The following is a 25,263-nucleotide window of genomic DNA, read 5'->3' as shown; positions in this document are numbered from 1 at the left end:
CTCCCTCTTCGCTTCAAAACAAGCGATTGAACCGCACGGACGCACGGCACGCATAGGGGGCTCGCAGATGCGATCAGCGTGCACCCTTGAGTCTCGGATCGAAGGCATCGCGCACCACGTCGGCAAAGAGGTTCGCCGCAAGCACCAAGGCGAACATGAAGACGAATGCAGCGGTGAGTGACCACCAGACGACCGGATCCCGGGCCAGCTCGAGCCGTGCGCTGTTGATCATGTTCCCCCATGAATTCATGGTCGGGTCCACGCCGATGTTGATGTAGGAGAGCACGGCCTCGGCGAGCACCAGCCCGCTGAAGTCCAACACCAACGTGATCAGCACGATGTGCATGACGTTGGGCAGGATATGCCGGCCGATCAGGGTGAAGTGACCGACGCCCAGGGCGGTGGACGCCTGGACATAGTCGACCTCGCGCAGCTTCAGGGCCTCCCCGCGCAGCAGCCGACAGAGCCCGGTCCAACTGGTCACGCCCAGGATCAGCACCAGGAACAGCAGGCGCAGATCCGCGCGCTCGACCAGGCTCGCGAAGTCGTCGGCATGGTTGCTCATGTAGACCTGCAGCAAGAGGATGGCCGCGGCGATCAGGAGCACCCCCGGGATGGAGTTCAGCGTGGTGTAGAGATACTGGATGACGTCGTCGACCCAGCCCCTGAAATAGCCGGCCATGATGCCGAGCAAGACCGCAGCGGGCAGCATCACCAGGGTGGTGAGTGTGCCGATCAGCAGCCCGGTGCGGATACTCTTGAGCGTCTGATAGAAGACATCCTCGCCGACCTTGTCCGTTCCCAGGATGTGGTACTTGAGCGCCAGCTCGCCCGCAACGGCGCTCGACACCAGCATGATGCCGAGCATCACGAGGGCAGTCCGCCAGGGGATCGGCGTGCGCCCCGCCAGGATGGCCGCGCGGGTCGCCGCCTGCGTCTCCCCGCGCGAGCGGGCGATCAGCCACAGGATCCCGGTCGCCAGCAACACCCAGATGACCAAGCCCTGCAGCGCACCCCACGCGGCGCGCCAGGCGATGTCGAAGCCGCGCTGACGCGCGGGATCCTCCAGATGCGCGCCACCGTATTCGAGCCGAGGATAATCGCGTAGCAGCGTACCGTCCGGCTGCTCGATCGCCTCCTTCACGAAGAGGTGGGTGGCGAAGGGCGCCGAATAGGTCTTCTCCTGACGCGCGCGTAACCCGCTCAGCGCCAGGTCGAGCAGACTCAAGACCTCGGGCGAATAGCGGGTCTCGGCGCCGACATCCCCTTGTCGGTCGAGCGCAAGCCGAAAATGCACCGTATCGAGCAACCCGACGACGACATAGAAACCCAGCACGACGATCGTCGCCACGCCCACCCGGGAGCGCACGACACGCCGCCAGGGTGCGCGCATGTGCTCGTGCCCGGAGGCATAGAACACGAAGGCGGCGATCAACGCCAAGAGCAGGAACACCAAACCATCGGTCCAGAGCACAACCGGCAACACGCTCATGGCTGTAACCGAACCCGCGGATCCACCAACGTGTACGAGATATCCGTCAGGATCAGCCCGACGATATAGAGCACGGCCCCGAGGAACACCATCGAGCGCACGATCGCGAAATCCTGGCTGTTGATGGCGTCGATCGTGTAGCTGCCGAGCCCCGGGATCCCGAAGAAGGACTCGGTAATGAGACTGCCCATGAACAGCAGCGGCAGCACCACCACGACACCCGTCAGGATGGGGATCAGGGCATTCTGCAAGACATGGCGGAAGAGCACACGCCGCTCGCTCAAGCCCTTGGCCCTGGCGGTGCGGACATAGTCTTTCGAGATCTCCTCCAGAAAAAGCGTGCGATACCAGCGGGTGCCCGCCCCGATCCCGCCGATCACGCCCACGATCACCGGAAGGATCAGGAACTTCCAGGCCTCCACGCCCGTGTCGTAACCCGAGATGGGTACCAAGTGGAAGAGCTTGCCGAGCAGAAACTGCCCGCCGATGATGTAGAAGAGGCCCGAGATCGACATCATGGCCACCAGCAGGACGACACTGCCGATGTCCACATAGGTCGCGCGAAAAAACACGATGAAGAGCGCGTAGGAGATGTTGAAGGCGAGCCCGACCAGCAGCACGGGGATGGCGATGGCCAGACTCGGCCACATGCGTTGTGAGATGTCGTAGCCGATATCGCGACCGTTGTCGGACGAGCCGAAGTCGAAGACGAACAAGCGGATCGATTTCTCGAAGAAGATGGTCTCCGTGAAGCGTCCGAGGCCGGAGGCATCCGCGTTGTAGAGCAAGGGCCGGTCGTAGCCGTGCTCCTGTTTCCAGGTCTGGATCGCCTCCTCGGTGACCCGTTTCTCGCCGAGATGCATCCGCGCCATGTCGTCCGGCGCGTTGACCACGAAGAAGAGCACGAAGGTAATGAGGTTGACCCCGATCAGGATCGGGATCGCATAGATCAATCGACGGATGATGTAGGCCGTCACAGCGCGGTGCTCCGCTCGCGCCGCCACACCAGCCAGAGCGCCGGCAGGACGATCACCACGATGAGCACACCGATCGCCCACAGCGGCCAGAGGATCGGCGGATTCCATTCATGGCGTAGCCGCTCGCGCAGCGCGGGGTCGACCCGACGATACTTGAGTGTGTTGTTCGCCATCTGGTTCGGACTGGCGTTGTACATCCACCGATGATGCAGGCTGAACGCCTTGGGGTTGAAGCCCCAGAGCCAAGGCGCGTCCGTGCGGGCGATCTCGACCATGCGGTCGATTGCGGCCTGGCGCTCGGGGCCGTCGTCCATAAAACGCATCGTATTGAAGAGACGATCGAATTCCGGGTTGGCATAGTTCGACGCGTTCTCGCCTTGATGCTCGACCTTGCCGTTCGGCCCGTAGAGCAGGAAGAGAAAATTTTCCGGGTCCGGGTAGTCCGCGTTCCAGCCCCACATGAAGACCTGACCGGTCCCGTTGCGGATCTTCTCCTGAAAGCGGTTGTAGTCGGTGGAGCGGATCACGAGCTCGATGCCGAGCTTGGCGAATTGCTTGCGGATCCAGTTCAGACGGGCGCGGTCGTCGGGACCGGTCGCGATCGCCTCGTAGTTGATCGTGAGCGCTCGCCCGGTCTCCCGGTCGCGACCGCCCGGATATCCTGCTTGCTCCATCAGGACGCGCGCCTCGTCGAGACCTCGCCGCACGGCCCGCCCCTCGACCCATGCATAGACGAATGGATTGATCCCCGCCTCGCCCTCGCGGTAGCCGAAGATCCCCGGCGGGATGGGGCCCTGCGCGACCAGACCGCGACCGTTGGTGAAGATGGAGATGAACTCCTCGAAGTCCACCGCGATCGCGATGGCGCGCCGCAGGAGGCGCGCCTGCTCCGAGTCCCCGCCGATCACGGGATCGAGCATGTTGAATCCCATGTACATGACGGACGGCTCGACCGATGTCAGCAGGCTGATCCCGCGCTCGCGCATCGCATCGGTGAGCACGGGCTCGCCCCCGGCGTCGATCTGAACGGCTTGGTCGAAGGCGTCGGACGCAATCCCGGAGCTGTCGTAGAAGCCCTGCAGGAACTTGTTCCAGCGCGGGATGCTTTCCTTCTCGAGGCTGTAGACGGCCTCCTCGATGAAGGGCATCGGTCGGCCGGCATCGGCGAGGATCCCGGATGCCGCATCGTCCGGCATGCCCTCGCTCGGGTAGGGCTCGCCGCGGAAATTCGGGTTGCGCTCGAGCACCATGCGAAGGTTGGGATTGTTCTCGCCGAGCATGAAGGGACCGGTGCCGACCGGGTACCAGTCCAGCGTAATGTTGCGCTCTCTCAACCCCGGCTGGGCGTAGAAGACCTCGGCCTCCCAAGGCATGGGGGCGAAGAAGGGCATGGCGAGCCAGTAGGCGAACTGCGGATACTTGCCCTTGACGCTGATGCGGTAACTGTAAGGATCGACGCGCTCGACACCGGCGATCTCGGACGCTTTGAGTCTGGTCACGCGCTGCAACGGATCGGTTTCGGCGGTCTGCGCGAGGCTCTCCGCGTAGTCCTCGAACCCGAAGATATGCTTCTGCATCACGCCCGCAATGGGTGAATGTGCCCAGGGCGCAGCCAGACGCTTGATCTGGTGGATATAGTCCTCCGCCGTCAGCTCGCGGGTGCCGGTCTGCTCGAAGTCCCCGAGCGGGTTGATTCCGCGCAGATCACGCGCGGTCAGGGCGTGATAGCGATAGGCGCCGGTCTCGTCCGCGGCGAACGCCGGATGGGGCTGATAGCGAATCCCGGGCTGGATGCGGATCAGATAATCGCTGCGATGGATCGACTCGGCCGGTGCATCCTGCGGGAGCGGGTTGCCGTCGATGTCGAAGTAAGCGGGCTCGGGCACCTCGAGCGCCGTGAGCGGCACCAGACGATAGGGACGCAGCAGAAAATGGTACTGAAGCGGCGGCTCGTAGATCTGTGCGAGGAAGGCATACTCGTCGGCGCTGTAGGAGCGCGCCGGGTCCAGATGCTTGGGCCGCTCGGCGAACGAGCTGTAGACCCGATTGCTCGTCGCCTCGCCGGCCGGGTAGGGGTCGTTCCAAGGCGCCTCGCCGCATCCCGCCAGCAGGACGGCGGCCAGACCAAACAGAAAACGTCCCCCGATGTCGAACCGCTCGATTGACCGCACGTCTGACCCTTTCACCGATACCCGAGTTTCTGTAATGTTAGACCCGCAAATGGGGGTGAGAAGCGGGATTGCATCGGCCTCGAGGGGTTCGCGCCGAGGCGCAGACGCCGCCCGTCGGATCTACGACGGTGCGGACCTCGATCTTCGGACGATCGCACCGACAACTTCAAGGGTCGATTGATCCGGTGCAGCCCCTCCCGCCCCGACCGAACTGCACGCCACCCGGCGCGGCCCACTGAACGCCCACTGAACGGAAGAGATATCGAATTATGGGATTCCTAAGCGGAAAGAAGATCCTCGTTACCGGGGTCGCCAGCAACCGATCCATCGCCTGGGGTTGTGCCGAGGCCATGCACCGCGAGGGTGCCGAGATCGCCTTGACCTACCAGAACGACAAGCTCAAGTCCCGCGTCGAAGACATGGCGGCCAAGTGCGGCTCGGATCTGACCTTTCCGCTCGACGTCGGCAGCGACAGCGAGATCGAGGCACTGTTCTCCGCGCTGGCCGAGCGCTGGGACGGCCTGGACGGCATCGTCCATTCGCTGGCCTTCGCCCCGCGCGATCAGCTCGAGGGCGACTATGTCGATGCCGTCACGCGTGAAGGCTTCGCGACCGCCCACGACATCAGCTCCTATAGCTTCGCCGCACTGGCCAAGGCAGGCCGCGGGATGATGCAGGGACGCAACGGCGCACTCGTCACCATGACCTATCTGGGCGCCGTGCGGGCCGTTCCCAACTACAACGTCATGGGCGTGGCGAAGGCGAGTCTCGAGGCAAACATGCGCTATCTCGCGGCATCGCTCGGACCGCACGGGACGCGCGTGAACGCCGTCTCCGCCGGCCCTATCCGCACGCTTGCCGCGGCCGGGATCTCGGATTTTCGCGATATGCTCAAGAAGGTCGAGGAGCGCACGCCCTTGCGGCGCAACGTCAGTATCGAGGAGGTGGGAAATGCTGCCGCCTTCCTGTGCTCGGATCTGGCGAGCGGCATTACGGGAGACGTGCTGTACGTCGATACCGGTTACCACATCCTGGGTTTGGGCTGAGGTCGGGGCGGCGGGCGGCGGGGAAGTTGACCCGGTCGCTCCGCCGAGCGGTCGCCCGTTGTGGACCGATCGGCGGAGCCTGGAGCGAAGGTCGGGGCAGAGGTCGGGTCAGAGGTCGGGTCAGAGGTCGGAAGTCATCTTGATTGGTTTGCGTTCCACCTTGGCGCGCAATTGCATGTCGCCGAGCATCCCGTCGTAGACGTGACGGCCGAGCAATTGGGCAAGCATCTCGGCCTCGGATGCGGGTGAAGGACCCTCCGACGGCGTCGTGTCGCCGTCCTTGATCTCGGTCACTTGAATCACCGCCACGTCTCCGTTCTCCAGCACCGTCGTACCGACGCTTGCCGTACCCTCGACGGGCGCAGGCAGGGTAAAGGCCAACTGCCGAACCGGCGCCGGAACGCTCTGAAGATCCCGAGCCACTGCACCCGGGGTCTCGACGACCGCCGAAGGCATCGCCTCGGACCAATGCATGCCTTGCCGAAGCTGCTCGACAGCGGTGCCGGCCGCCTGCAGAGCCGCCTCGCCTGCTCGCTCCGAACGCAGCGCCTCGACGATCTCGTCCCGCACCTCGTCGAGCGGCCGCACCGCCGCCACACGGTGATCCGCAACACGCAAGACGACGGCGCGAAGGACATCGCGCTCGGGCTCGATCAGATCGCTGTTGTTGCGACCCACGAGAACCTCGTCGCTGAACGCGGCGCCCGTCACCCGAGGATGACCGAGCACGCCTTCGCCGCCCGCGCGACCGATCCAATCGCTTTGCTGGAGCGTCAAACCAAGCTCCTCCGCCGCAGGCTCCAGGCTATCCGGGGTTTCGTAGGCCACATTGGCGAGCCGCTCGCCGAGATCGTAGAACAGCGATTCGCCACGCTGGCGCGAGACCTCGGCACGAAGCTCTTCCTTGACCTCGTCGAACGACTTCACGGCCGGTGGAATGATCTCGGTGACCTCGATGAGGTGATAGCCGAAGCGCGTGCGCACAGGCTGGCTGAGCTCGCCCTCCGGTAGTGCGAAGGCCACCATATCGAACACCGGATCCATGATGCCTTGCTCGATGGTCCCGAGCGATCCGCCCTCGCTCGCGCTTCCGGGATCCTGCGACTCGGAGCGCGCGACCTCGTCGAACGCCTCGCCCGCGAGGATCCGCTCCCGAATGGACTGCACCTGCGCCTCGACGGCCTGCGCCGAAGCCTCGTCCGCGTCTTGCGGCACGGTCGCGAGAAGATGACGCACGCTGCGCAGCTCGGGCTGACCGAAGCGTGACTGATCCTGCTCGTAGACGCGCAGAAGCTCGTCGTCGCCGATCTCGGCACCCTTCGCAAGCTCGCCGACATCGAGCACCAGATACTCCAACGTGACCATTTCCGGGCTTTGGAAACGCGCCGCGTTCGCCGCGTAAAAGGCTTGGATCTCGTCCTCGCCGATCGGGGCGTCGCTTTGGAAATCCGCCGCGGGCATGACGGCATACGAGAGCTCTCGGGTCTGACCGGCGAGTCGCCGATAGTCGTCGAGCTCCCGGCTCGTGATGAGCTCGCTTCCCACTACGGCACGCAACAGCTGATTTCCGATCAACTGCTGACGCAGCTGCTCCTCGAACTGCGCGGGAGACAGCCCCTGTAGCCGGAGCAATCGCTCGTAGGATTCGCGGTCGAACCGGCCGTCGCGCTGAAAGGCGGGCTCGGAGAGGATCTGTATGCGCACCTCCTCGTCCGACACCCGCATGCCGATACGGTTGGAGGCATCCAGCAGCAGCGTCTGCCGAATCATGTCGTCGAGGACCTCGGCACGCAGGCGCCCTTCCTCGAAGAGTGCCGGATCGTAGGCCGCGCCGAGACGCTCGCGCAGCTCGATGCGCGCCTGCTGAGCACGTCGACTCAGATCACGGTCGGTGATGTCGACCCCGTTGACCGTTGCGACGACGGGCTCACCCCCGACACCCAGGTAAGATTGGATACCCCAAAGGGCGAATGGAATACTGATGAGTCCGACGATGACCCAGGCGAGCCAGCCTTGGGCACGTTCCCGAATGGCTTGAAGCATGAGGCGATCAACTGCTGATTGGGGCGGTGGAGGATGGATCCGGGAGAGAAATCGGGGATACCGAAGGCGGTATCCCCGACTGGCAGTGATGGCGGAGCGGACGGGACTCGAACCCGCGACCCCCGGCGTGACAGGCCGGTATTCTAACCAACTGAACTACCGCTCCGAAAAACCTTGGCCCGGAAACGCGTTGGCTCCTAAGCACTTGGTGGGTGCTGCAGGGATCGAACCTGCGACCCTCGCCTTGTAAGGGCGATGCTCTCCCAGCTGAGCTAAGCACCCTTCAGACGAACAACTATTGTACTGCGTCCTTCAGGGCTTTGCCAGCCTTAAATGAAGGCGTCTTCGACGCCTTGATCTCGATTGCCGCACCCGTCTGAGGGTTACGACCGGTGCGCGCGGCGCGCTCCTTCACTGCGAAGGTTCCGAAGCCGATTAGGGAAACGGTTTTGCCCACCTTCAGTGCCTCGCCGATCGCGTCCGTGAAGGCATCGAGTGCCTTCCCCGCCGCTGCTTTCGAGATATCCGCGGCATCCGCCATCTTTTCGATAAGCTCCGACTTATTTAGTGCCTTGACCGCGGCTGACTTTTCGTCCGATTTATTCATTGCTCCCCCTGTTGATTCGTTCACTGTGCGCCAAAACGCGCCCCCGACGCCGAAGAAGCCGAAATCGGCTTACGTCCGATGAGCGGGACCATTACACCGTCTCAGCGGCACAACCGACCTGCGCTGCATGCTAAATCGGAGTCCAGACGAGGGCAACCGGCTTTTTGCTGTTATCAATGGTGGAGTCGAGCGGTCTGATCGCGTACAGGCTCGGCCGGGGCCTCGCGCTTGTCCTCTTCGACCGTGATCGGGTCGCTCCCGTCAACCTCGGCAGCGATGCGTTCCGGGCGTTTCGTCAGCGCGATGTCGAGCACCTCGTCGATCCAGCGTACCGGATGGATGTGCAGATGCTGCTTGATGTTCTTCGGGATCTCGGTGAGATCCCGCTCGTTCTCGAGCGGAATGATCACCGTCTCGATGCCGCCACGGTGCGCCGCAAGGAGCTTCTCCTTGAGCCCGCCGATCGGCAAGACCTCCCCGCGCAAGGTGATCTCGCCGGTCATGGCGACGCTTGCCTTCACGGGGATCTTCGTCAAGGCGGACACCAGGGCCGTGCACATCGCCACGCCGGCACTCGGGCCGTCCTTCGGAGTGGCCCCCTCGGGAACGTGGATGTGCACGTCGAGCGTGTTGTGGAAGTCCGGGGGGACCCCGAGCGCGTCGGCGCGCGAGCGCACCACGGTCATCGCGGCCTGGATGGACTCCTGCATCACGTCGCCCAACTGACCCGTGTAGGTGAACTTTCCTTTGCCGGGGACCAAGGCCGACTCGATCCGAAGCAGCTCGCCGCCGACCTCGGTCCAGGCCAGACCGGTAACCTGGCCGACTTGGTCGTGCTCGTCGGCGCGACCGTAGCGGAAACGCTGCACGCCCAGATACTTTTCGAGGTTCTTTGCGCTGACCGTCGTGGCCGTATCGCGTTTCTTGAGCAGCACCTCCTTGACGACCTTGCGGCAGATCTTGGAGATCTCGCGCTCGAGACTGCGCACACCGGCCTCGCGCGTATAGTGTCGAATGATGTCGCGCAACGCGCTCTCGCGAATCAACACCTCGCCGTCCTTCAGACCGTTGTTCTTCATCTGCTTGGGGAGCAGATAGCGCTCGGCGATCGCGACCTTCTCGTCCTCGGTGTAACCCGAGAGACGGATCACTTCCATGCGGTCGAGCAGCGCGGGCGGGATGTTCAGGGTGTTCGCGGTACCGACGAACATCACCTCGGAGAGGTCGAAGTCGACCTCCAGGTAATGATCGTTGAAGGTATGGTTCTGCTCCGGGTCCAGGACCTCGAGCAGCGCCGAGGCGGGGTCGCCGCGGAAGTCCATCGCCATCTTGTCGATCTCGTCGAGCAGGAAGAAGGCGTTGCGCGAGCCGGCCTTGGAGAGATTCTGGATGATCTTGCCGGGCAGCGCGCCGATGTAGGTTCGACGATGTCCGCGGATCTCGGCCTCGTCGCGCACGCCGCCGAGCGACATGCGCACGAACTGACGGTTGGTCGCCCGCGCGATGGACTGGCCGAGCGAGGTCTTGCCCACACCGGGCGGGCCGACCAAACAGAGGATGGGGCCTTTGAGCTTACGCACCCGCTGCTGGACCGCGAGATACTCGAGGATGCGTTCCTTGACGCGCTCCAGACCATAGTGATCCTTGTCCAGGACCGCCTCGGCGACCTTGATGTCGTTGCGGATGCGCGTGCGCTTCTTCCAGGGCACCGCGACCAGGGTGTCGATGTAGTTGCGCACCACCGTCGCCTCGGCCGACATCGGCGACATTAGCTTGAGCTTGTTGAGCTCGCCCTGCGCCTTGTTTTTGGCCTCGCGCGGCATCCCGGCCGCCTCGATACGTTTGGCTAGGTCCTCGATCTCGTTGGGCGCGTCCTCGAGCTCCCCGAGCTCCTTCTGGATCGCCTTCATCTGCTCGTTGAGATAGTACTCGCGCTGGTTCTTCTCCATCTGGCGCTTCACACGCCCGCGGATACGCTTCTCCATTTGAAGGATGTCGTTCTCGGACTCCATCAGACCCATCAGATGCTCGAGGCGCGCCTGGATGTCGATCATCTCCAGAACACGCTGTTTTTCGTCGAGCTTCAACGACATGTGAGCGGCCATGGTGTCCGCGAGCCGCCCCGCCTCGTCGATGTTCGACAGCGAGGTCAACACCTCCGGCGGCACCTTCTTGTTCAGCTTCACATACTGATCGAACAGCGTCACCGCCGAGCGCATGAGCACTTCCTGCTCACGCTCGTCGACATCGAGGGTCTCGTCCATCGGCTCGATGTTGGCTGAAAAAGAGCTTTCCGTGGTGAGGAAACGGTCGATACGTGCGCGCTGATGGCCCTCGACCAACACCTTCACGGTGCCGTCGGGGAGCTTGAGCAGCTGCAGGATGTTGGCCAAGGTGCCGATCTCGTGAAGATCCTTCACGCCCGGGTCGTCGACATCGGCACTCTTCTGGGCGATCAGCAGGATCTGCTTGTCGCTCGCCATCGCGGCGTCGAGCGCACGAATCGATTTATCTCGACCCACAAACAGCGGAATCACCATATGCGGATAAACGACGACGTCCCGCAAAGGAAGAACCGGGACCTCCTGAAAGGTCCCGGATGCCGAGCTGGATACTGAATCGTGGTGCGCCATGTGGATCCGTTCTCGTGAAGTGGACGACCTGAGCCGGCGACAGGTGTCGCCGCGGCTCGCGAGCGCGCGTCGGCTCGGTGCGTCGGTGGAGTATTGGTCTGCGGTAAGGATCAGGGCGCGCCGAGCCGACTTCAACAGAAACCCGGTGCAGTCGGTGCCCGCAACGTCTGCGGGACACGAGGGAGACGAGCGTGGATCAGTCGGCCGCGACAGCCTGCTTTTCCAAACCTTCGTAGATCAGAAAGGGTTTGTTTTCGCCCGAGATCACCGATGCATCGATCACGACCTTGCCGACGTGATCCATCGACGGAAGATCGTACATGGTGTCCAAGAGCACCTGCTCCATGATGGTTCGCAGTCCGCGGGCTCCCGTCTTTCGCTCCATGGCCTTACGCGAGATCCCGTGCAGGGCATCCTCGCGAAGCTCGAGCTCCACGCCCTCCATCTCGAAGAGACGCTGATACTGCTTGACCAGGGCATGCTTGGGCTCGGTCAGGATGCGCATCAGCGCCGGCTCGTCGAGCTCCTCCAAGGTCGCCATCACCGGGAGTCGGCCCACAAACTCGGGGATCAGGCCGTACCGGATGAGATCCTCGGGCTCCACCGCGCTCAAGAGCTCGCCGATCTGACGTCGGTCGTCCTGGCTGTGGACCTCGGCGGCGAAGCCGATCCCGGTCTTGCGCGAGCGATTCTGAATCACTTTATCCAGACCCGCGAAGGCACCGCCGACGATGAAGAGAATATTGGAGGTATCGACCTGCAGAAACTCTTGCTGCGGATGCTTACGCCCGCCCTGCGGCGGAACCGAGGCGACGGTGCCTTCGATCAGCTTGAGCAGAGCTTGCTGAACGCCCTCGCCGGAGACATCGCGGGTAATCGAGGGATTGTCCGATTTGCGCGAAATCTTATCGATCTCATCGATGTAGACGATGCCCGTCTGTGCCTTCTCGACGTCGTAGTCGCACTTCTGAAGCAGCTTCTGGATGATGTTCTCGACGTCCTCGCCGACATAACCGGCCTCGGTCAAGGTCGTCGCATCGGCGATCGTGAAGGGCACGTTCAGCAGGCGCGCGAGCGTCTCCGCCAGCAACGTCTTGCCCGACCCGGTCGGGCCGATCAAGAGAATGTTGCTCTTGGCGATCTCGATGTCTTCCTTGGCCTCGGCGACCTCGAGACGTTTGTAATGGTTGTAGACCGCGACCGACAGGACCTTCTTGGCCTGCTCTTGGCCGATCACGAACTCGTCGAGGCGCGCATTGATCTCGCGCGGCTTGGGAAGGTTGTTGGTCGCTTCGCCGACACCGTCCTGCATCTCCTCGCGAATGATGTCGTTGCAGAGCTCGACGCACTCATCGCAGATGAAAACGGACGGACCGGCAATGAGCTTGCGGACCTCGTGTTGACTCTTGCCGCAGAACGAGCAGTAGAGTAGTTTCCCGTCGTCGCTCTTGCCGTGGCTAGTTCCACTCATCGCGGTCGAGTCTCCGTGCGGTCGGTTGGTTTCAGGATGAAAATCTCCCTGAAGGCGCAAACTCAATCATAACGGTTTGCTGTTGGATGGCAAGATGGTGACGATTCGCGCCCGTCACCACGGGGTCCTGTACTGGATCCGCGGTAGCCGGCGCAGAGCGGCGATCCGAAGCCGGATGCACGCGACCTGCGCGGAACGTCGAGAGATCAGGCCTTCTTCGGCGCCGGACCGCGCTCGTCGATGACCTTGTCGATCAATCCGTATGCTACGGCATCCTCGCCGCTCATGAAGCGGTCACGCTCGGTATCGTCCGCGATTTTCTCGATCGGCTGCCCCGTGTGATGCGCAAGGATAGAGTTGAGCCGATCGCGAATGTACAGAATCTCGCGCGCATGGATATCGATATCCGTTGCCTGGCCCTGAAAACCGCCCAGGGGCTGATGAATCATCATGCGCGAATGAGGCAAGCAGACGCGCTTGCCCGCTGCACCGCCCGCCAGCAGCAAGGCACCCATGCTGGCTGCCTGACCGATGCACATGGTGCTGACATCGGGCCTGACGAAGCGCATGGTGTCGTAGATCGCCAAGCCCGCCGTTACGGAGCCGCCCGGCGAGTTGATATAGAGGTGGATGTCCTTGTCGGGGTTTTCCGACTCCAGAAACAGCAGTTGCGCAACCACCAGGTTTGCCATGTGGTCCTCGACCGGACCCACCAGGAAGATGACGCGCTCTTTGAGAAGCCGGGAGTAGATGTCGAAGGAGCGCTCGCCGCGCGCCGTCTGCTCGACGACGATGGGCACCAACCCCAGGCCGGAGGGCTGCCAATCCGAACGGCTTGAAGAATAGCTCGTAGGATGTTTCATCAAATTCTCCAGGTTGAAACCTCCCCTTCAGGGGGATAATGCCGCACGGGAGAGGCGTAACCTCTTCCGTGCCGTATCGCCCGGCTTGGCCGGGCGTGGATTGAAACATCGCCTTGATTCGCGTTCAGAATGAACAAAACCGACATCCGCCCGCGGATGATCGCCGCGCGCGGATGTGTGCCTGACCGGCGCACGGATACCGGACGTCATAGCCGCTGTCGTCAAACGCCCGGACGCGGGCCCGACTCGGACAAGGTGGCGAAGGTCAGTGGATCTTCCTCGACTTCGACCTGTTCCAACACCCAGTCGACGACGTGACCCTCGAGCACGAGGCTCTCGACCGAGGCAAGGTGCTTGGGGTCGGAATAGAAATAATCGACGACCGCCTGCGGATGCTCGTACGTCGAGGCGTTCTCCTCGACCGCCGCGCGGACCCGCTGCGCATCGGGGCGAAGCCCTTGCTGTTTCACGATCTCGCCGATGATGAGTCCGAGCGCGACACGTCGCTTCGCGGCTTCGTCGAACAGCCCGTCCGGGAGCGCGATCTCCTTGGAGCCGAGCGTCTCGAGCATCTGCGCCTTCATCGCGCGGATCTCCTCCTGAATCAAGACGCCGGGCAGCGCGATCTCGTGGGCCTCGAGGAGCAGGTCCATCACCGCGTCTTTTCTGCGGGCGTCGAGCCGCTGTTTCATCTCCCGTCCCATGTTTTGGCGCACGTCTTCGCGAAAACGCGCGACATCACCGTCGGCAACACCGAACGCCTCGATGAAGGTTGCATCGACCTCGGGCAGAACGGACTCCTCCACCGCCTCGACCGTCACTTCGAAACGGACCGGCTTGCCGGCGAGATGCTCGGCCTGATAGGGATCGGGAAACACGAGATCGAGCGTGCGCGCCTCGCCGGCCGAGGCGCCGATCAAGCCTTCCTCGAATCCCGGGATCATGCGACCCGTGCCCAGCTCGAGCTTGACCCCGGAAGCGGAGCCGCCCTCGAAGGGCTCGCCGTCGAGGGTTCCATTGAAGGAGATGGTCAGAAGATCGCCCGTCGCGGCGGCTCGCTCCACCGGTTGCCGGGTCGCGTGCTGCCGACGCAGCCGCTCGACCATCGCATCGATGTCTTCGTCGGTGATCTCGGCGACCGGTGCCTTCACGACGCGCCCGGCGAGGGAGACAACCTCCACCTGCGGCAAAACCTCGAAGATCGCCGTATAGCCGAAACGCTGCTCGACCGGATCGATCGCAGGCTCGATGCGCGGCATCCCCGCGGGACGCAGCGATTCCTGCAGGAGCGCCTCGGAGAAGCTGGACTCGACGAGCTCGCCGAAGACCTCTTGGTGCACGGCATCGCCATAGCGTTGACGCAGCACCTTCATGGGTATCTTACCCGGCCGAAATCCGGGCACGCGTGCGCTGCGACCGAGCTTCTGCAAGCGCTTCTCCACCTCGGCCGCGATCTGCTCGAAAGGCAGATCGATCTTCATCCGTCGCTCCAGTCCCTCGCCCGTCTCCACCGAAACCTGCATCATGTCTCTCCGCTCGGCCCCCTCGCCGAGAGGGTCCCTAGGTTGTTGAATCTTGGATCGGGCAGAGGCGCCCAAACCGCATAAAAGCTGTCCAGTATAGCGCACGGACCGGCCGTGGCGAACGCTATCGGATACCACTCTATCGGATGACCCGGGCGCTCACGCCGTGTCGAGCACGATCCCGAGCCCATGCAGCAGCGGGGTCAGCACACCGACGGTCGCGGCAAAGGCGTGAAACATCGGGGGTACGACCAGGATGCGATCGGCCGGTGTGAGCCCGAGCGCCTGCGTGACGCCATCGGCGTTCGCAATCAGATTGGCGTGGGACAACATGGCGCCCTTGGGACGACCGGTGGTGCCGGAGGTGTAGAGGATCGCGGCGGTCGCGTGCCGCGGATCGCGCGCTCGGACCGGTACAGGCTCCGCACTGCGCATCATGGCGGCGAAATCCAGCATCGCCGGATCGCCCGAGGGGGCCGCACCGATCCGCACCCGCACGGCCACATCGGTCGGGCCGTCGAGCGCGGCGTAACTCCAATTACCCTGATCGGAGCAGACGCCGATTGACTCGCCGAACCTTGCCGCCGCCGCCCGAAACCGCGCAGGGATGTCCGGCGAGACGCCGTTGCCCACCATCGAAGTCGCCGTCAGATCACCTTCGAGAAGCCGATCGGCCCGGTCTTGGTGGCCAGATAGGCGTCGAAGGCCATGCAGATGTTGCGCACCAGGAGACGCCCGCGCGGGAGGATGCGGATCTTCTGCGCATCGACCTCCAGAAGGCCGTCGCCGGCCATGTCGCGCAGCTTCATCAGGGCGTCGGCGAAATAGTCGTCGAAGCGGATGTCCCAGGCCGCCTCGGCGGACGGGATGTCCAGCTCGAAGTGACAGATCAGACGGGTGATCATATCGCGGCGAATCAGATCGTCGCGGGTCAGCTCGATGCCGCGGAAGACCGGCAGACGCCCGGCGTCGAGATCCGCGTAGTACTCCTCGAGCCCGCGCCGATTCTGGCCGTAGGTGTTGTCGATCTTGCCGATGGAGGTCACCCCGATCCCGATCAGATCGCAGTCTGCGTGGGTGGAGTAGCCCTGGAAGTTGCGATAGAGGGTCCCGGCCTGCTGGGCGCGGGCCAGCTCGTCGTCCGGGCGGGCGAAATGGTCCATGCCGATATAGACGTAGCCGGCCTGGGTCAGGCGCTCGATTGTCGACTGGAGGATGTCGAGCTTCGCCTCGGGCGCGGGCAGATCGGCCTCGTTGATCCGCCGTTGCGGCTTGAAGCGCTCGGGCAGATGCGCGTAGTTGAAGACGGAAAGACGCTCCGGATCGACCGCGATGATGCGCTCGAGGGTGCGCGCGAAGCTCTCGGGCGTCTGGAACGGCAGGCCGTAGATGAGGTCGATGCTGATCGAGCGGAAACCCTCCGAGCGGGCCGCCTCGAGCACGGCCATGGTCTCGGCCTCGGTCTGGATGCGGTTCACGGCCTGCTGAACGCGCGGGTCGAAGTCCTGCACGCCCAGACTCATCCGGTTGAAGCCCAGACGGCGCAGCAGCGCAACACCGGGGGCATCGGCCTCGCGCGGATCGATCTCGATCGAGTACTCGCCGACATCGTCCCCGGCCAGGTTGAAGTGCCGGCGCGTCGTCTCCATCAGCTCGGTCATCTGAGCGTGGCTGAGGAAGGTCGGCGTACCGCCGCCCCAATGCAGCTGCTCGACCACACGGGACTTATCGAACAGCTCCGACTGCAGGGCGAGCTCCTTGTAGACGCGCTCGAGATAGGGCGGGGCCAAGGAGCGGTCCTTGGTCGCGATCTTGTTGCAGGCGCAGTAGAAGCAAACGGTGTCGCAGAAGGGGATGTGGAAATAGAGCGAGAGCGGACGACCGCTGTGATTGCTGCGCTCGCAGGCCGCGCGGTAGGCCGCGGCGTCGAAGGATTCGTCGAACTCCACCGCGGTCGGATACGAGGTATACCGAGGGCCGCTTTGATCGTAGCGACGGATCAGATCCAGATCGAATGAAATACCTTGTTCCACCGTTCAACCCTCCGGCCGCGGGGTCGGCTGCGACACCCGCTCGGCCATGTTCGTAGCGCCTGTCTCAGGCATCATCCCCGCCGACATCGAGGCCGCGACGGTGCGTCTCGTTGATCGATTTGAGCAGGGTATGGAATGGAATCTCTTCCGCATGCTTGCCGGCCGGATCCATGAACGGCAGATCCTCCCGCGCGAGGCAAGCTCATCGGGCCGTGGCCTCTTCGAGCAGCTCGAGCTGGTGGCGATCGAGCTGCTCGCGCGTCAGCAGGAAGACGCCCTCCCCGCCGCGCTCGAACTCGATCCAGGTGAAGGGCACGCTCGGCAAGCGGCGCTCGAGCTCCGGCGCGGCGCTCCCGACCTCGACGATCAGGATGCCCTCGTCGGTCAGATGGCTTGCAGCATCCGCCAGGATCCGCACGACAAGATCCAGACCGTCTTCGCCGCCGAAAAGACCCAACTCGGGCTCGTTGCGGTACTCGAGCGGCAGGGAATCCAGCTCGGAGCGCGAGATGTACGGAGGGTTGGAGACGATAACGTCGTAGCGGTCGTTCGGAAGGGACCCGAACAGATCCGAGGCAAAGACGCGAACCCGGTCCTCGACCCCGTGGCGTGCAACGTTGCGTCTTGCCACGTCCAAGGCGTCGGGCGAGATGTCGACCAGGTCGATGTCCACATCCGGCAGGTGCACGGCCGCTGCCACGCCGATACAACCGCTCCCGCAACACAAGTCCAGCACACGACAGACGATTTCGCCGTCGATCCAGGGCTCGAATCCGGCCTCGACCAGCTCGGCGATCGGCGAGCGCGGCACCAGGACATCCGGTGTCACGATCATCTCCAGACCGGCAAACCAGGTCCGCCCGGTCAGGTAGGCCGCCGGAAGACGCTCCAGGACGCGGCGCTCGAGCATGTTGCACACCAGTACGCGCTCGGCCGGCGTCAACCGACAGTCGCGAAAGGCGGCGGGCAGTCCAGGATCCAAGGTCAAGGCACCAAGGACCAGGTGAGCGGCCTCGTCGAGAGCGTTGTCGGTCCCGTGACCGAAGAAAAGCCCGGCGGCATTGAAGCGGCTTGCGCCCCACCGCACGAAGTCTTGTATCGTGATCAAACCATCCGGCTGCTCGGCCATACGAAGTATCGAAGAGAACGCGTCAGTGAATCCAGCGCTGCAGGATACCACTACCGCGAGCCCCTGTTCAGCCCCGTTGCCGGGCGGCGTCGAGACGGGGCGGATGCGGGTCCCGCCCCGGGATGCCGCGGCGGGTCGGCTATGCCGCGCGGCGTTTGGCGTCGTCTTCGAGCTCCTCGACCCCGATCTTGGGCGCGCCGGGTCGAGCGCGGCCGCGGTCGACCAAGTCCTGCAGCGAGATGTCGCTGAGAAATCGGAAGATTTCGTCGCTGAGCTGATCCCACAGATGGTGCGTCAGACAACGCTGCCCGTCCCGGCAGTTCTCGCGACCGCCGCAGCGGGTGAACTCCACCCACTCGTCGACGGCGCAGATGATGTTGGCGATCGAGATCTCCTCGGCCGGCCGGCCGAGATAGTAGCCTCCACCCGGTCCGCGCACGCCGCGCACGAGCTTCTTGCTGCGCAGCGCGGCAAAGAGTTGCTCGAGATACGACAGCGAGATCCCTTGATTCACCGAGACGTCCGCCAGCGTTACCGGCCCATTGCCGGAGTGCAGAGCAAGATCGAGCATAGCGGTTACCGCATATCTGCCTTTCGTCGATAGTCTCATCGTAGGATGCCTGGAGTGAGTGTGCCGACGGGCGCGCGGTTCGTCGCGAGGTCGCCCGGTATCCTCCAGTTAAGTAGTCAACAATTTCGACATTTCAATGCGCAACCGCGTGATCGGTCGCCGGGGAAGGGGTCTCGAAAGAAGGGGCCGGAGGGACGATCTCGCGGGCCAGGGCCGCACGCAGAGTGCGCTAGGGGCAGAGCGTGACGCGTGTGCCGGAGGCAAACGTCGGCGGAGTGACCGGCGCATCTGCGAAGACGCGCCCCTGCCGTAAACAATACGTCAGCCATTTGCCGATGAAGACATTCGCTTGCCACTTCTCGGCGAGCGCCGGCGCACGATAATCGGCCCGCAGCGGCAGAACCGTCTGACGCAGATCGATCACCTCGACCTGACGGGCGTCGTGATAGACCCTCAGGCGGGCATCCGGATCCGGGAGCACAACCCCTTGAACGGGAAAGAGATAAGTCAACCGAAGAAGGGTCGTGAAGCGCGCCTGCTCTTCGACTTCGAGATAGAGATCGACCCCTTCGCTGCAACAGGATCCGTAGACACCCGAGGGGCGCGCGACCAGGTCCGGGACCAAACGGGAGAGGCGCGCGAAGTTCTCTTCGCAGAGACTCATGAGCGCGCCGATATTGGGGCGACCCGACAGGACGCAGGCGGTCGCCCAAGGGTGGCTAGCGCGCTGCATCGAGACCGGAACCGAGAGAGGGGTGCGCGACTGTCGAGCTAAGCGTTGCCGGATGCCTGGGCCTGAGCCTGATCTGCGATCTGACGCTTGACCTCGACCATGTCGAGCTCCCCGGCCTTGGTCAGGAGATCTCGAAACTGACTCTCCGGAAGCGCGCCGGGCTGCGAGAAGATGATGATCTGCTCGCGGAAGATCATGAGGGTCGGGATCGAGCGAATGTTGAAGTGAGCCGCGATCTCTTGCTGTTCTTCGGTGTTGATCTTGGCGAAGACGACATCGGCAACGTCCTCGGACACCTTCTCGTAGACGGGCGCGAAAGATCGGCACGGACCGCACCAGGGTGCCCAGAAGTCCACGACGACAAAGGCGTTGTCTTGGATCGTTTGTTCGAAATTGGTCCCGTCGAGCTCGATTACGGCCATAAGCTTATCCTGCGATCAATTCGGCGATGAAGCGTTGCCGCAGATGGTATCAGAATCCCTGTCCTTCGGCAGTTTCACCGACTCGAAACAGGTCTATTGCCCGGCGCGCGCACCGGTCGGGCCGGCACGGCCGGACCCGACACCGGGTGCTGCGTGTCGGCGACACGCGCTCGGAACGGCGTCAGCGTGCGGAGAGTTTCGCGATGATCTCGTCGCGAATCCCGTCGACGGAGCCGATCCCGGTCACCTTGACGTAGCGAGGCGCGTCATCGCCGCCCTGCTCGGCCCAGGTGGAGTAGTAGTTGATCAGCGGCTCGGTTTGGTCGTGATAGACGCGCAACCGTTCCTTCACCGTGTCCTCGCGGTCGTCGTCCCTCTGGATCAGCGGCTCGCCGGTCTCGTCGTCCTTGTCGGCCTCTTTGGGCGGATTGAAGACCACATGGTAAGTTCGACCCGAGGCCGGATGGACGCGACGACCCGACATGCGTCGAATGATCTCTTCGTCCGGCACGTCGATTTCGACCACCACGTCGATCCCGACGCCTGCCTCCTTCAAGGCATCGGCCTGGCCCAGTGTGCGCGGAAAGCCGTCGAACAGGTAGCCGCTCCGGCAGTCCTCATCAAGGATGCGCGCCTTCACCATGCCCATGATGATGTCGTCCGAGACCAGGCCACCTTCGTCCATGATCTTCTTGGCCGCGTTACCCAGATCGGTCCCCTGCTTGACGTGCGCACGCAGCATATCGCCGGTCGAGATCTGCGGAATCTTGAAGTGCTCCTTGACGAAGCCGGCCTGCGTGCCTTTTCCCGCGCCCGGGCCGCCCAATAGGATGACGCGCATATCGCTTTCCCCCTGTGATGTTTTTAAAAGGTGCACCCGAGTGTGCCACAGTCCGATTCGACAGGACCACAGAACATATCCATTGCGGGATCGGGCGAGCTTATGGCCGGATGACGCTCCGCGGAACGCCCGGCGCCATCGCGCCCGCCGCTCTCGGCGGGCGCGAGTCATCGACGCGGCGTTGCCGCGGGATTCAGCGTCAGCGGCCGGACATCAGCATGCCGAGCATCAATTTGTTCAAACGCCCGACGAAGGCCGCAGGATCGTCGAGATGGCCGCCTTCGGCGAGCTGCGCCTGGTCGAGCAAAATCAGCGCGAGGTCGGCAAAGCGGTCGTCTTGGGTCTCGGACTCCAGGCGTTTGACCAAGGGATGCCCGATGTTGACCTCCAGGATCGGCTTGCTCTCCGGCGCGCTCTGACCGACCGCCTTGAGCACGCGCGCCAGATTGGCGCTCATGTCGTGCTCGCCGACGACCAGACAGGCCGGGGAGTCGACCAGACGGGTGCTCGGCCGGACCGACTCGACACGCTCGCCCAAGGCGGACTTGAGCCGATCGAGCAGACCGCCGTGTTCGGCCGCGGCCTTCTCCTTCGCCTCTTTTTCTTCGGCGTCGGCCAAGTCACCGAGATCCAGATCGCCCTTGGCGACCGAGTGCAGCGCCTTGCCCTTATACTCGGTGAGATGACCGACCAGCCACTCGTCGACGCGGTCGGACATCAACAGCACCTCGATGCCCTTCTTGCGGAAGACCTCGAGATGCGGGCTGTGACGCGCCGCCGCGGCGCTGTCGGCGGTGATGTAGTAGATCTTCTCCTGGCCGTCCTTCATCCGCTCCAGGTAGCCGTCGAGCGACTCGCGCTGGGCATCGCTCTCGCTCCGGGTGCTGGCGAAGCGCAGCAGGCCGGCGATGCGCTCCTTGTTCGCAAAGTCCTCGCCCGGGCCTTCCTTGAGCACGCGGCCGAACTCGCCCCAGAACTCACCGTACTTCTCCGGCTCGTCCTTGGCCAGGGTGCCCAGGAGCCCGAGGATGCGCTTGGTGTTGGCCTGACGGATGGTGTCGATCTTGCGATTGTGCTGCAGGATCTCGCGCGAGACGTTCAGCGGCATGTCGTCGGAGTCGACCACGCCCTTGACGAAGCGCAGATAGTGCGGCATCAGCTTGTCGGCCTCGTCCATGATGAAGACGCGGCGCACATAGAGCTTCACGCCGTGCTTGGCGTCGCGCTCCCACAGATCCCAGGGCGCACGCTTGGGCACGAAGAGCAGCGTGGTGTACTCGTTCGTCCCCTCGACCCGGTTGTGGGCATAGGCGAGCGGGACATCGAAGTCGTGCGAAACGTGCTTGTAGAAGTCGTGATACTCCTCCTCCGTGATCTCCGACTTGTTGCGCATCCACAGCGCGGTGCCGCGGTTGACCTGCTCGTACTCGGGCGGTGCATCCTTGGCCTTCTCGGCCTCTTCGCCGTACAGTTCCTTGCGCATCTCCACCGGCAGAGCGAGATGGTCGGAGAACTTGCCGATGATGCTGCGCAGACACCAGGCGTCCAGGAACTCCTTCTCCTCCTCCTTCAGGTGCAGGATGACGTCGGTGCCGCGTCCGGGCTTCTCGAGCGTCTCCAGGGTAAAGCTACCGCGGCCGTCGGACTCCCAACGCACCCCGTGCTCGGCACCCAGACCGGCGCGACGCGAGATCAGGGTGACCTTGTCCGCGATGATGAAGGCGGAGTAGAAACCCACGCCGAACTGGCCGATCAGCTTGCTGTCCTTGGCCTGGTCGCCCGAGAGTGCCTCGACGAAACGACGCGTCCCGGAGCTGGCGATACTGCCGATGGTGTCGATCACTTCCTGGCGGCTGAGCCCGATCCCGTTGTCCGACACGCTCAGCGTACCGGCCTCCTTGTCGACCTCGACCCGGATGCGCAGATCGCTCTCGCCTTCGTAGAGTCCGTCGTCGCTGAGCGCCTCGAAACGCAGCTTCTCGGCCGCATCGGAGGCGTTGGAGACCAGCTCGCGCAGAAAGATCTCCTTGTTTGAGTACAGCGACCGGATGACGAGATCCAGCACCTGGCTGACCTCCGCTTTGAACTCCAGTGTTTCTTTGTGCGCTTCGACTGTCATCGTCTCTAGTACCTCGATCGTTCTTCGATCCAACTGAATTGATGGGAGTATCCCGAGGACGCGCCCTTGTGTCCGACACTCGTCGAGCGGACCCGGCGGCGTGCACCCGAGCCGATCCGGTATTGTCGCATGGGCTCGCGGGGATACAATGCCGCGCGAGTACGTCTTTCGGGACGGGAAGCTGCATCGCCGACAGAGCCGGCCGACGCCGCTGACCCGACGCGATTGAACACGCGCCCTCGCGCCCGCAGCCGGCGGTGTCACGACCGGAGCCAGCCATGTCAATACACGTCAAGGGGTTGAAGATGCAACCGCAAGTGATCACCACAACGCCATTCGAGGGGCAGCGCCCCGGCACCTCCGGCCTGCGTAAGAAGGTCCGGGTGTTCCGGCAGCCGCACTATCTGGAAAACTTCGTTCAGGCGATCTTCGACACCCAAACCGATGTCGCGGGCGGGACACTGGTCGTCGGCGGTGACGGACGTTACTACAACCGCGAGGCGATCCAAACCATCCTGCGCATGGCGGCCGCCAACGGGGTCAAACGGGCGCTGGTCGGGCGTGGCGGGATCCTCTCGACACCGGCCGCCTCCTGCGTCATCCGCAAGTACCGCACCCGCGGCGGGATCATCCTCTCGGCGAGCCACAACCCGGGCGGCCCGGACGGCGACTTCGGCATCAAGTTCAACATCGCGGCAGGCGGACCCGCGCCGGAGTCGGTGACCGACGCCATCTTCGCGCGGACCCAAACGATCCGCGAATACCGCACGCTCGACTGCCCGGCGACCGATCTGGATACCCTCGGCACGGTGCGAATCGGCGACATGGAGGTCGAGATCATCGACCCGGTGAGCGATTACGCCGAACTGATGGAGTCGCTCTTCGACTTCAACGCCATCCATCAGTTGTTCAATTCCGGCATCTTCCGCATGCGCTTCGACGCCATGCATGCCGTGACCGGACCCTATGCCAAGGAGATCATCGAGACGCGCTTGGGCGCGGCACCGGGCACCGTCCTGAACGGCGAAGCCTTGGAGGACTTCGGCGGCGGGCATCCGGATCCGAATCTCGCGCATGCCAAAGAGCTGGTGGCCATGACCGAGGGACCGGACGCGCTGGACTTCGGCGCCGCCTCGGACGGCGACGGCGACCGCAACATGATCCTCGGCAAGCACTGCTTCGTCACACCGAGCGACAGCCTCGCGGTCCTTGCGGCGAATGCGCATCTGGTTCCCGGCTATCGCGCCGGCATCCGCGGCGTCGCGCGCTCCATGCCGACCAGCCAGGCCGCGGATCGTGTCGCCGAGCAGCTGGGCGTGGAGTGCTTCGAGACCCCGACGGGCTGGAAGTTCTTCGGCAATCTGCTCGACGCCGGTCGCATCACGCTCTGCGGCGAAGAGAGCTTCGGCACCGGATCGGATCATGTCCGCGAGAAGGACGGCCTCTGGGCCGTGCTCTTCTGGCTGAACCTGCTGGCCGTGCGTCAACAGTCGGTCGCCGAGATCCTGAGCGAGCACTGGCGCCGTTTCGGTCGCAACTTCTACACCCGACACGATTACGAAGAGGTCGATGCGACTGCGGCGGAGGGCCTGATGGACCACCTGCGGATCCTGCTCTCCGGCCTGCCCGGTCGGCGGCTCGGGGCTCAGACGGTGAGCTACGCGGATGATTTTGCCTACACCGACCCGATCGACGGCAGCCGCTCGGAGCGTCAGGGCATCCGCATCGGCTTCGAGAGCGGCGCGCGAATCGTCTTCCGTCTCTCGGGCACGGGCACCGAGGGTGCCACGCTTCGAATCTATCTGGAGTTCTTCGAGCCGGATCCCGAGCGTCACGGGCAGGAGACCCAAGAGGCCATGCAGCCGCTGATCCTGATCGCGCGCGAGCTCGGGCAGATCGAGGCACGCACCGGGCGCAGCGAGCCGGACGTCGTCACCTAAACCGCGCCCGGTGCGGTATGCGTCATGTGTTGAGTGGCTTGGCCACGCCAGCTCCGACGACTGTCGGAGCTGGCGTGGCAAGATCATCAACGCCTCAAGCGAGCGAGTTCTCCAAGGAAGTGATCCGTGCCAGAGTAGATTGAGTCCGGGGATACAAACGCCTCCAAAACGACTTCAGAATTAAACTGCGGCCCTCTTGGGGTTTGGGAGGCCCGTGGACTCGGGTGATGCCGCAGTCCCCTGGATCGTCGGTGGCTGCCGCAGTTTAAGGTGATTTCCGGGAATGCATCGACCAACATGTAGATACTCTGTTCTGACGCAAGTCCGATTTGCCTCCTATCCATCATTTTTTTCTATCCTCATCGTTGTTTCGGCGGGATGGTCGTTGAGCAGCTGCCAACCCCATCGGACCCACCTTCGATGATGGATGGGGCTTGGCTGCGGGTGGGGCGCGGGCGGACTCCGTGTGGACAACACGTGAATGCCGCAAGCGGGCGTGTGGACAAGCCGGGGACAACCCGCTCCCGGCGGGTTGCCCCCACCTTGACCACACTCATTCACCCGTTGCCCACACTGCGCCGCACTGAAGCCGCTGCTGGCTGCGAGCGTCTGCGACGCGACTGCTGCTGGTTTTTGATCAATGAATGCC

General features: G+C 63.7%; 18 protein-coding genes, 2 tRNA genes and 1 pseudogene. 2 read left to right on the top strand and 19 right to left on the bottom strand.

Annotated elements, in window-relative coordinates; all coding sequences use genetic code 11:
* Positions 1–73: 73 nt before the first annotated feature.
* The 3 genes from KFB96_RS23580 to KFB96_RS23570 are packed head-to-tail and all read right to left on the bottom strand — an operon-like array spanning position 74 to position 4,640.
* Entirely contained in the window at positions 74–1,492 is a 1,419-nt protein-coding gene (locus tag KFB96_RS23580; RefSeq protein ID WP_213456274.1) for an ABC transporter permease, read from the bottom strand.
* Positions 1,489–2,469: an ABC transporter permease gene (locus tag KFB96_RS23575; RefSeq protein WP_213456276.1), complete on the bottom strand. Its 981-nt coding sequence runs from the start codon at positions 2,467–2,469 to the stop codon at positions 1,489–1,491. Before KFB96_RS23575 ends, KFB96_RS23580 begins: the two co-directional genes overlap by 4 nt.
* Positions 2,466–4,640: an ABC transporter substrate-binding protein gene (locus tag KFB96_RS23570; protein WP_213456279.1), complete on the bottom strand. Its 2,175-nt coding sequence runs from the start codon at positions 4,638–4,640 to the stop codon at positions 2,466–2,468. The genes KFB96_RS23575 and KFB96_RS23570 overlap by 4 nt, the downstream gene beginning before the upstream one ends.
* A 269-nt stretch (positions 4,641–4,909) precedes the next feature.
* Here KFB96_RS23570 and KFB96_RS23565 point away from each other — a divergent pair, with 269 nt between their 5' ends.
* A complete protein-coding gene (locus KFB96_RS23565; RefSeq protein WP_213456280.1) occupies positions 4,910–5,686 on the top strand; it encodes an enoyl-ACP reductase in 777 nt (258 codons plus the stop codon).
* A 120-nt stretch (positions 5,687–5,806) separates the two neighbouring features.
* On the opposite strand, the gene KFB96_RS23560 is transcribed toward KFB96_RS23565, so the two are convergent.
* From KFB96_RS23560 to htpG, 16 genes and pseudogenes are all read right to left on the bottom strand, one after another.
* Positions 5,807–7,729 carry a SurA N-terminal domain-containing protein gene (locus KFB96_RS23560; RefSeq protein WP_213456282.1) on the bottom strand — a complete coding sequence of 641 codons (1,923 nt, stop codon included), beginning with the start codon at positions 7,727–7,729 and terminating at the stop codon, positions 5,807–5,809.
* Between the two features lie 89 nt (positions 7,730–7,818).
* A tRNA-Asp gene (locus tag KFB96_RS23555) sits at positions 7,819–7,895 on the bottom strand.
* A 40-nt stretch (positions 7,896–7,935) separates the two neighbouring features.
* Positions 7,936–8,011 (bottom strand) — tRNA-Val (locus tag KFB96_RS23550).
* Between the two features lie 13 nt (positions 8,012–8,024).
* The gene (locus tag KFB96_RS23545; RefSeq protein WP_213456284.1) at positions 8,025–8,336 is read right to left on the bottom strand and encodes an HU family DNA-binding protein; all 312 of its coding nucleotides are present in this window, start codon (positions 8,334–8,336) and stop codon (positions 8,025–8,027) included.
* Positions 8,337–8,509: 173 nt separating this feature from the next.
* Positions 8,510–10,969, bottom strand: a complete 2,460-nt coding sequence (gene lon, locus KFB96_RS23540) for an endopeptidase La (protein ID WP_213456286.1) — start codon at positions 10,967–10,969, stop codon at positions 8,510–8,512.
* A 196-nt stretch (positions 10,970–11,165) separates the two neighbouring features.
* Positions 11,166–12,440, bottom strand: coding sequence for an ATP-dependent Clp protease ATP-binding subunit ClpX (gene clpX, locus KFB96_RS23535; RefSeq protein ID WP_213456289.1), 1,275 nt, complete (start codon positions 12,438–12,440; stop codon positions 11,166–11,168).
* A gap of 206 nt (positions 12,441–12,646) precedes the next feature.
* Positions 12,647–13,303: an ATP-dependent Clp endopeptidase proteolytic subunit ClpP gene (gene clpP, locus KFB96_RS23530; protein WP_213456290.1), complete on the bottom strand. Its 657-nt coding sequence runs from the start codon at positions 13,301–13,303 to the stop codon at positions 12,647–12,649.
* Between the two features lie 221 nt (positions 13,304–13,524).
* Entirely contained in the window at positions 13,525–14,829 is a 1,305-nt protein-coding gene (gene tig / locus KFB96_RS23525) for a trigger factor (protein ID WP_366931453.1), read from the bottom strand.
* A gap of 171 nt (positions 14,830–15,000) precedes the next feature.
* Positions 15,001–15,462, bottom strand: a pseudogene (locus tag KFB96_RS23520) (AMP-binding protein); the annotation flags it as partial.
* Positions 15,463–15,473: 11 nt separating this feature from the next.
* Positions 15,474–16,859: an oxygen-independent coproporphyrinogen III oxidase gene (gene hemN, locus KFB96_RS23515; protein ID WP_213456292.1), complete on the bottom strand. Its 1,386-nt coding sequence runs from the start codon at positions 16,857–16,859 to the stop codon at positions 15,474–15,476.
* A gap of 202 nt (positions 16,860–17,061) precedes the next feature.
* A complete protein-coding gene (gene prmB / locus KFB96_RS23505) occupies positions 17,062–17,988 on the bottom strand; it encodes a 50S ribosomal protein L3 N(5)-glutamine methyltransferase (protein ID WP_213456294.1) in 927 nt (308 codons plus the stop codon).
* Positions 17,989–18,127: 139 nt separating this feature from the next.
* The gene (locus KFB96_RS23500) at positions 18,128–18,598 is read right to left on the bottom strand and encodes an Rrf2 family transcriptional regulator (protein ID WP_120797402.1); all 471 of its coding nucleotides are present in this window, start codon (positions 18,596–18,598) and stop codon (positions 18,128–18,130) included.
* A 190-nt stretch (positions 18,599–18,788) separates the two neighbouring features.
* Positions 18,789–19,292 (bottom strand): DUF1249 domain-containing protein, encoded by a 504-nt coding sequence (locus KFB96_RS23495; protein WP_213456296.1) that lies wholly within the window; start codon positions 19,290–19,292, stop codon positions 18,789–18,791.
* 38 nt (positions 19,293–19,330) lie between these two features.
* Complete coding sequence (trxA, locus tag KFB96_RS23490) at positions 19,331–19,714, bottom strand: thioredoxin (protein WP_213456299.1); 384 nt, start codon at positions 19,712–19,714, stop codon at positions 19,331–19,333.
* A 181-nt stretch (positions 19,715–19,895) separates the two neighbouring features.
* Complete coding sequence (gene adk / locus KFB96_RS23485; protein ID WP_213456301.1) at positions 19,896–20,555, bottom strand: adenylate kinase; 660 nt, start codon at positions 20,553–20,555, stop codon at positions 19,896–19,898.
* A 199-nt stretch (positions 20,556–20,754) separates the two neighbouring features.
* Positions 20,755–22,674: a molecular chaperone HtpG gene (htpG, locus tag KFB96_RS23480; RefSeq protein ID WP_213456303.1), complete on the bottom strand. Its 1,920-nt coding sequence runs from the start codon at positions 22,672–22,674 to the stop codon at positions 20,755–20,757.
* A 305-nt stretch (positions 22,675–22,979) separates the two neighbouring features.
* Between htpG and KFB96_RS23475 the strand changes: the two genes are divergently transcribed.
* Positions 22,980–24,614 carry an alpha-D-glucose phosphate-specific phosphoglucomutase gene (locus KFB96_RS23475; RefSeq protein ID WP_213465327.1) on the top strand — a complete coding sequence of 545 codons (1,635 nt, stop codon included), beginning with the start codon at positions 22,980–22,982 and terminating at the stop codon, positions 24,612–24,614.
* Positions 24,615–25,263 lie beyond the last annotated feature (649 nt).

This window comes from Thiocapsa sp. (assembly GCF_018399035.1).
Lineage (GTDB): Bacteria > Pseudomonadota > Gammaproteobacteria > Chromatiales > Chromatiaceae > Thiocapsa.
This window is presented reverse-complemented; position numbering and strand designations above follow the sequence as displayed.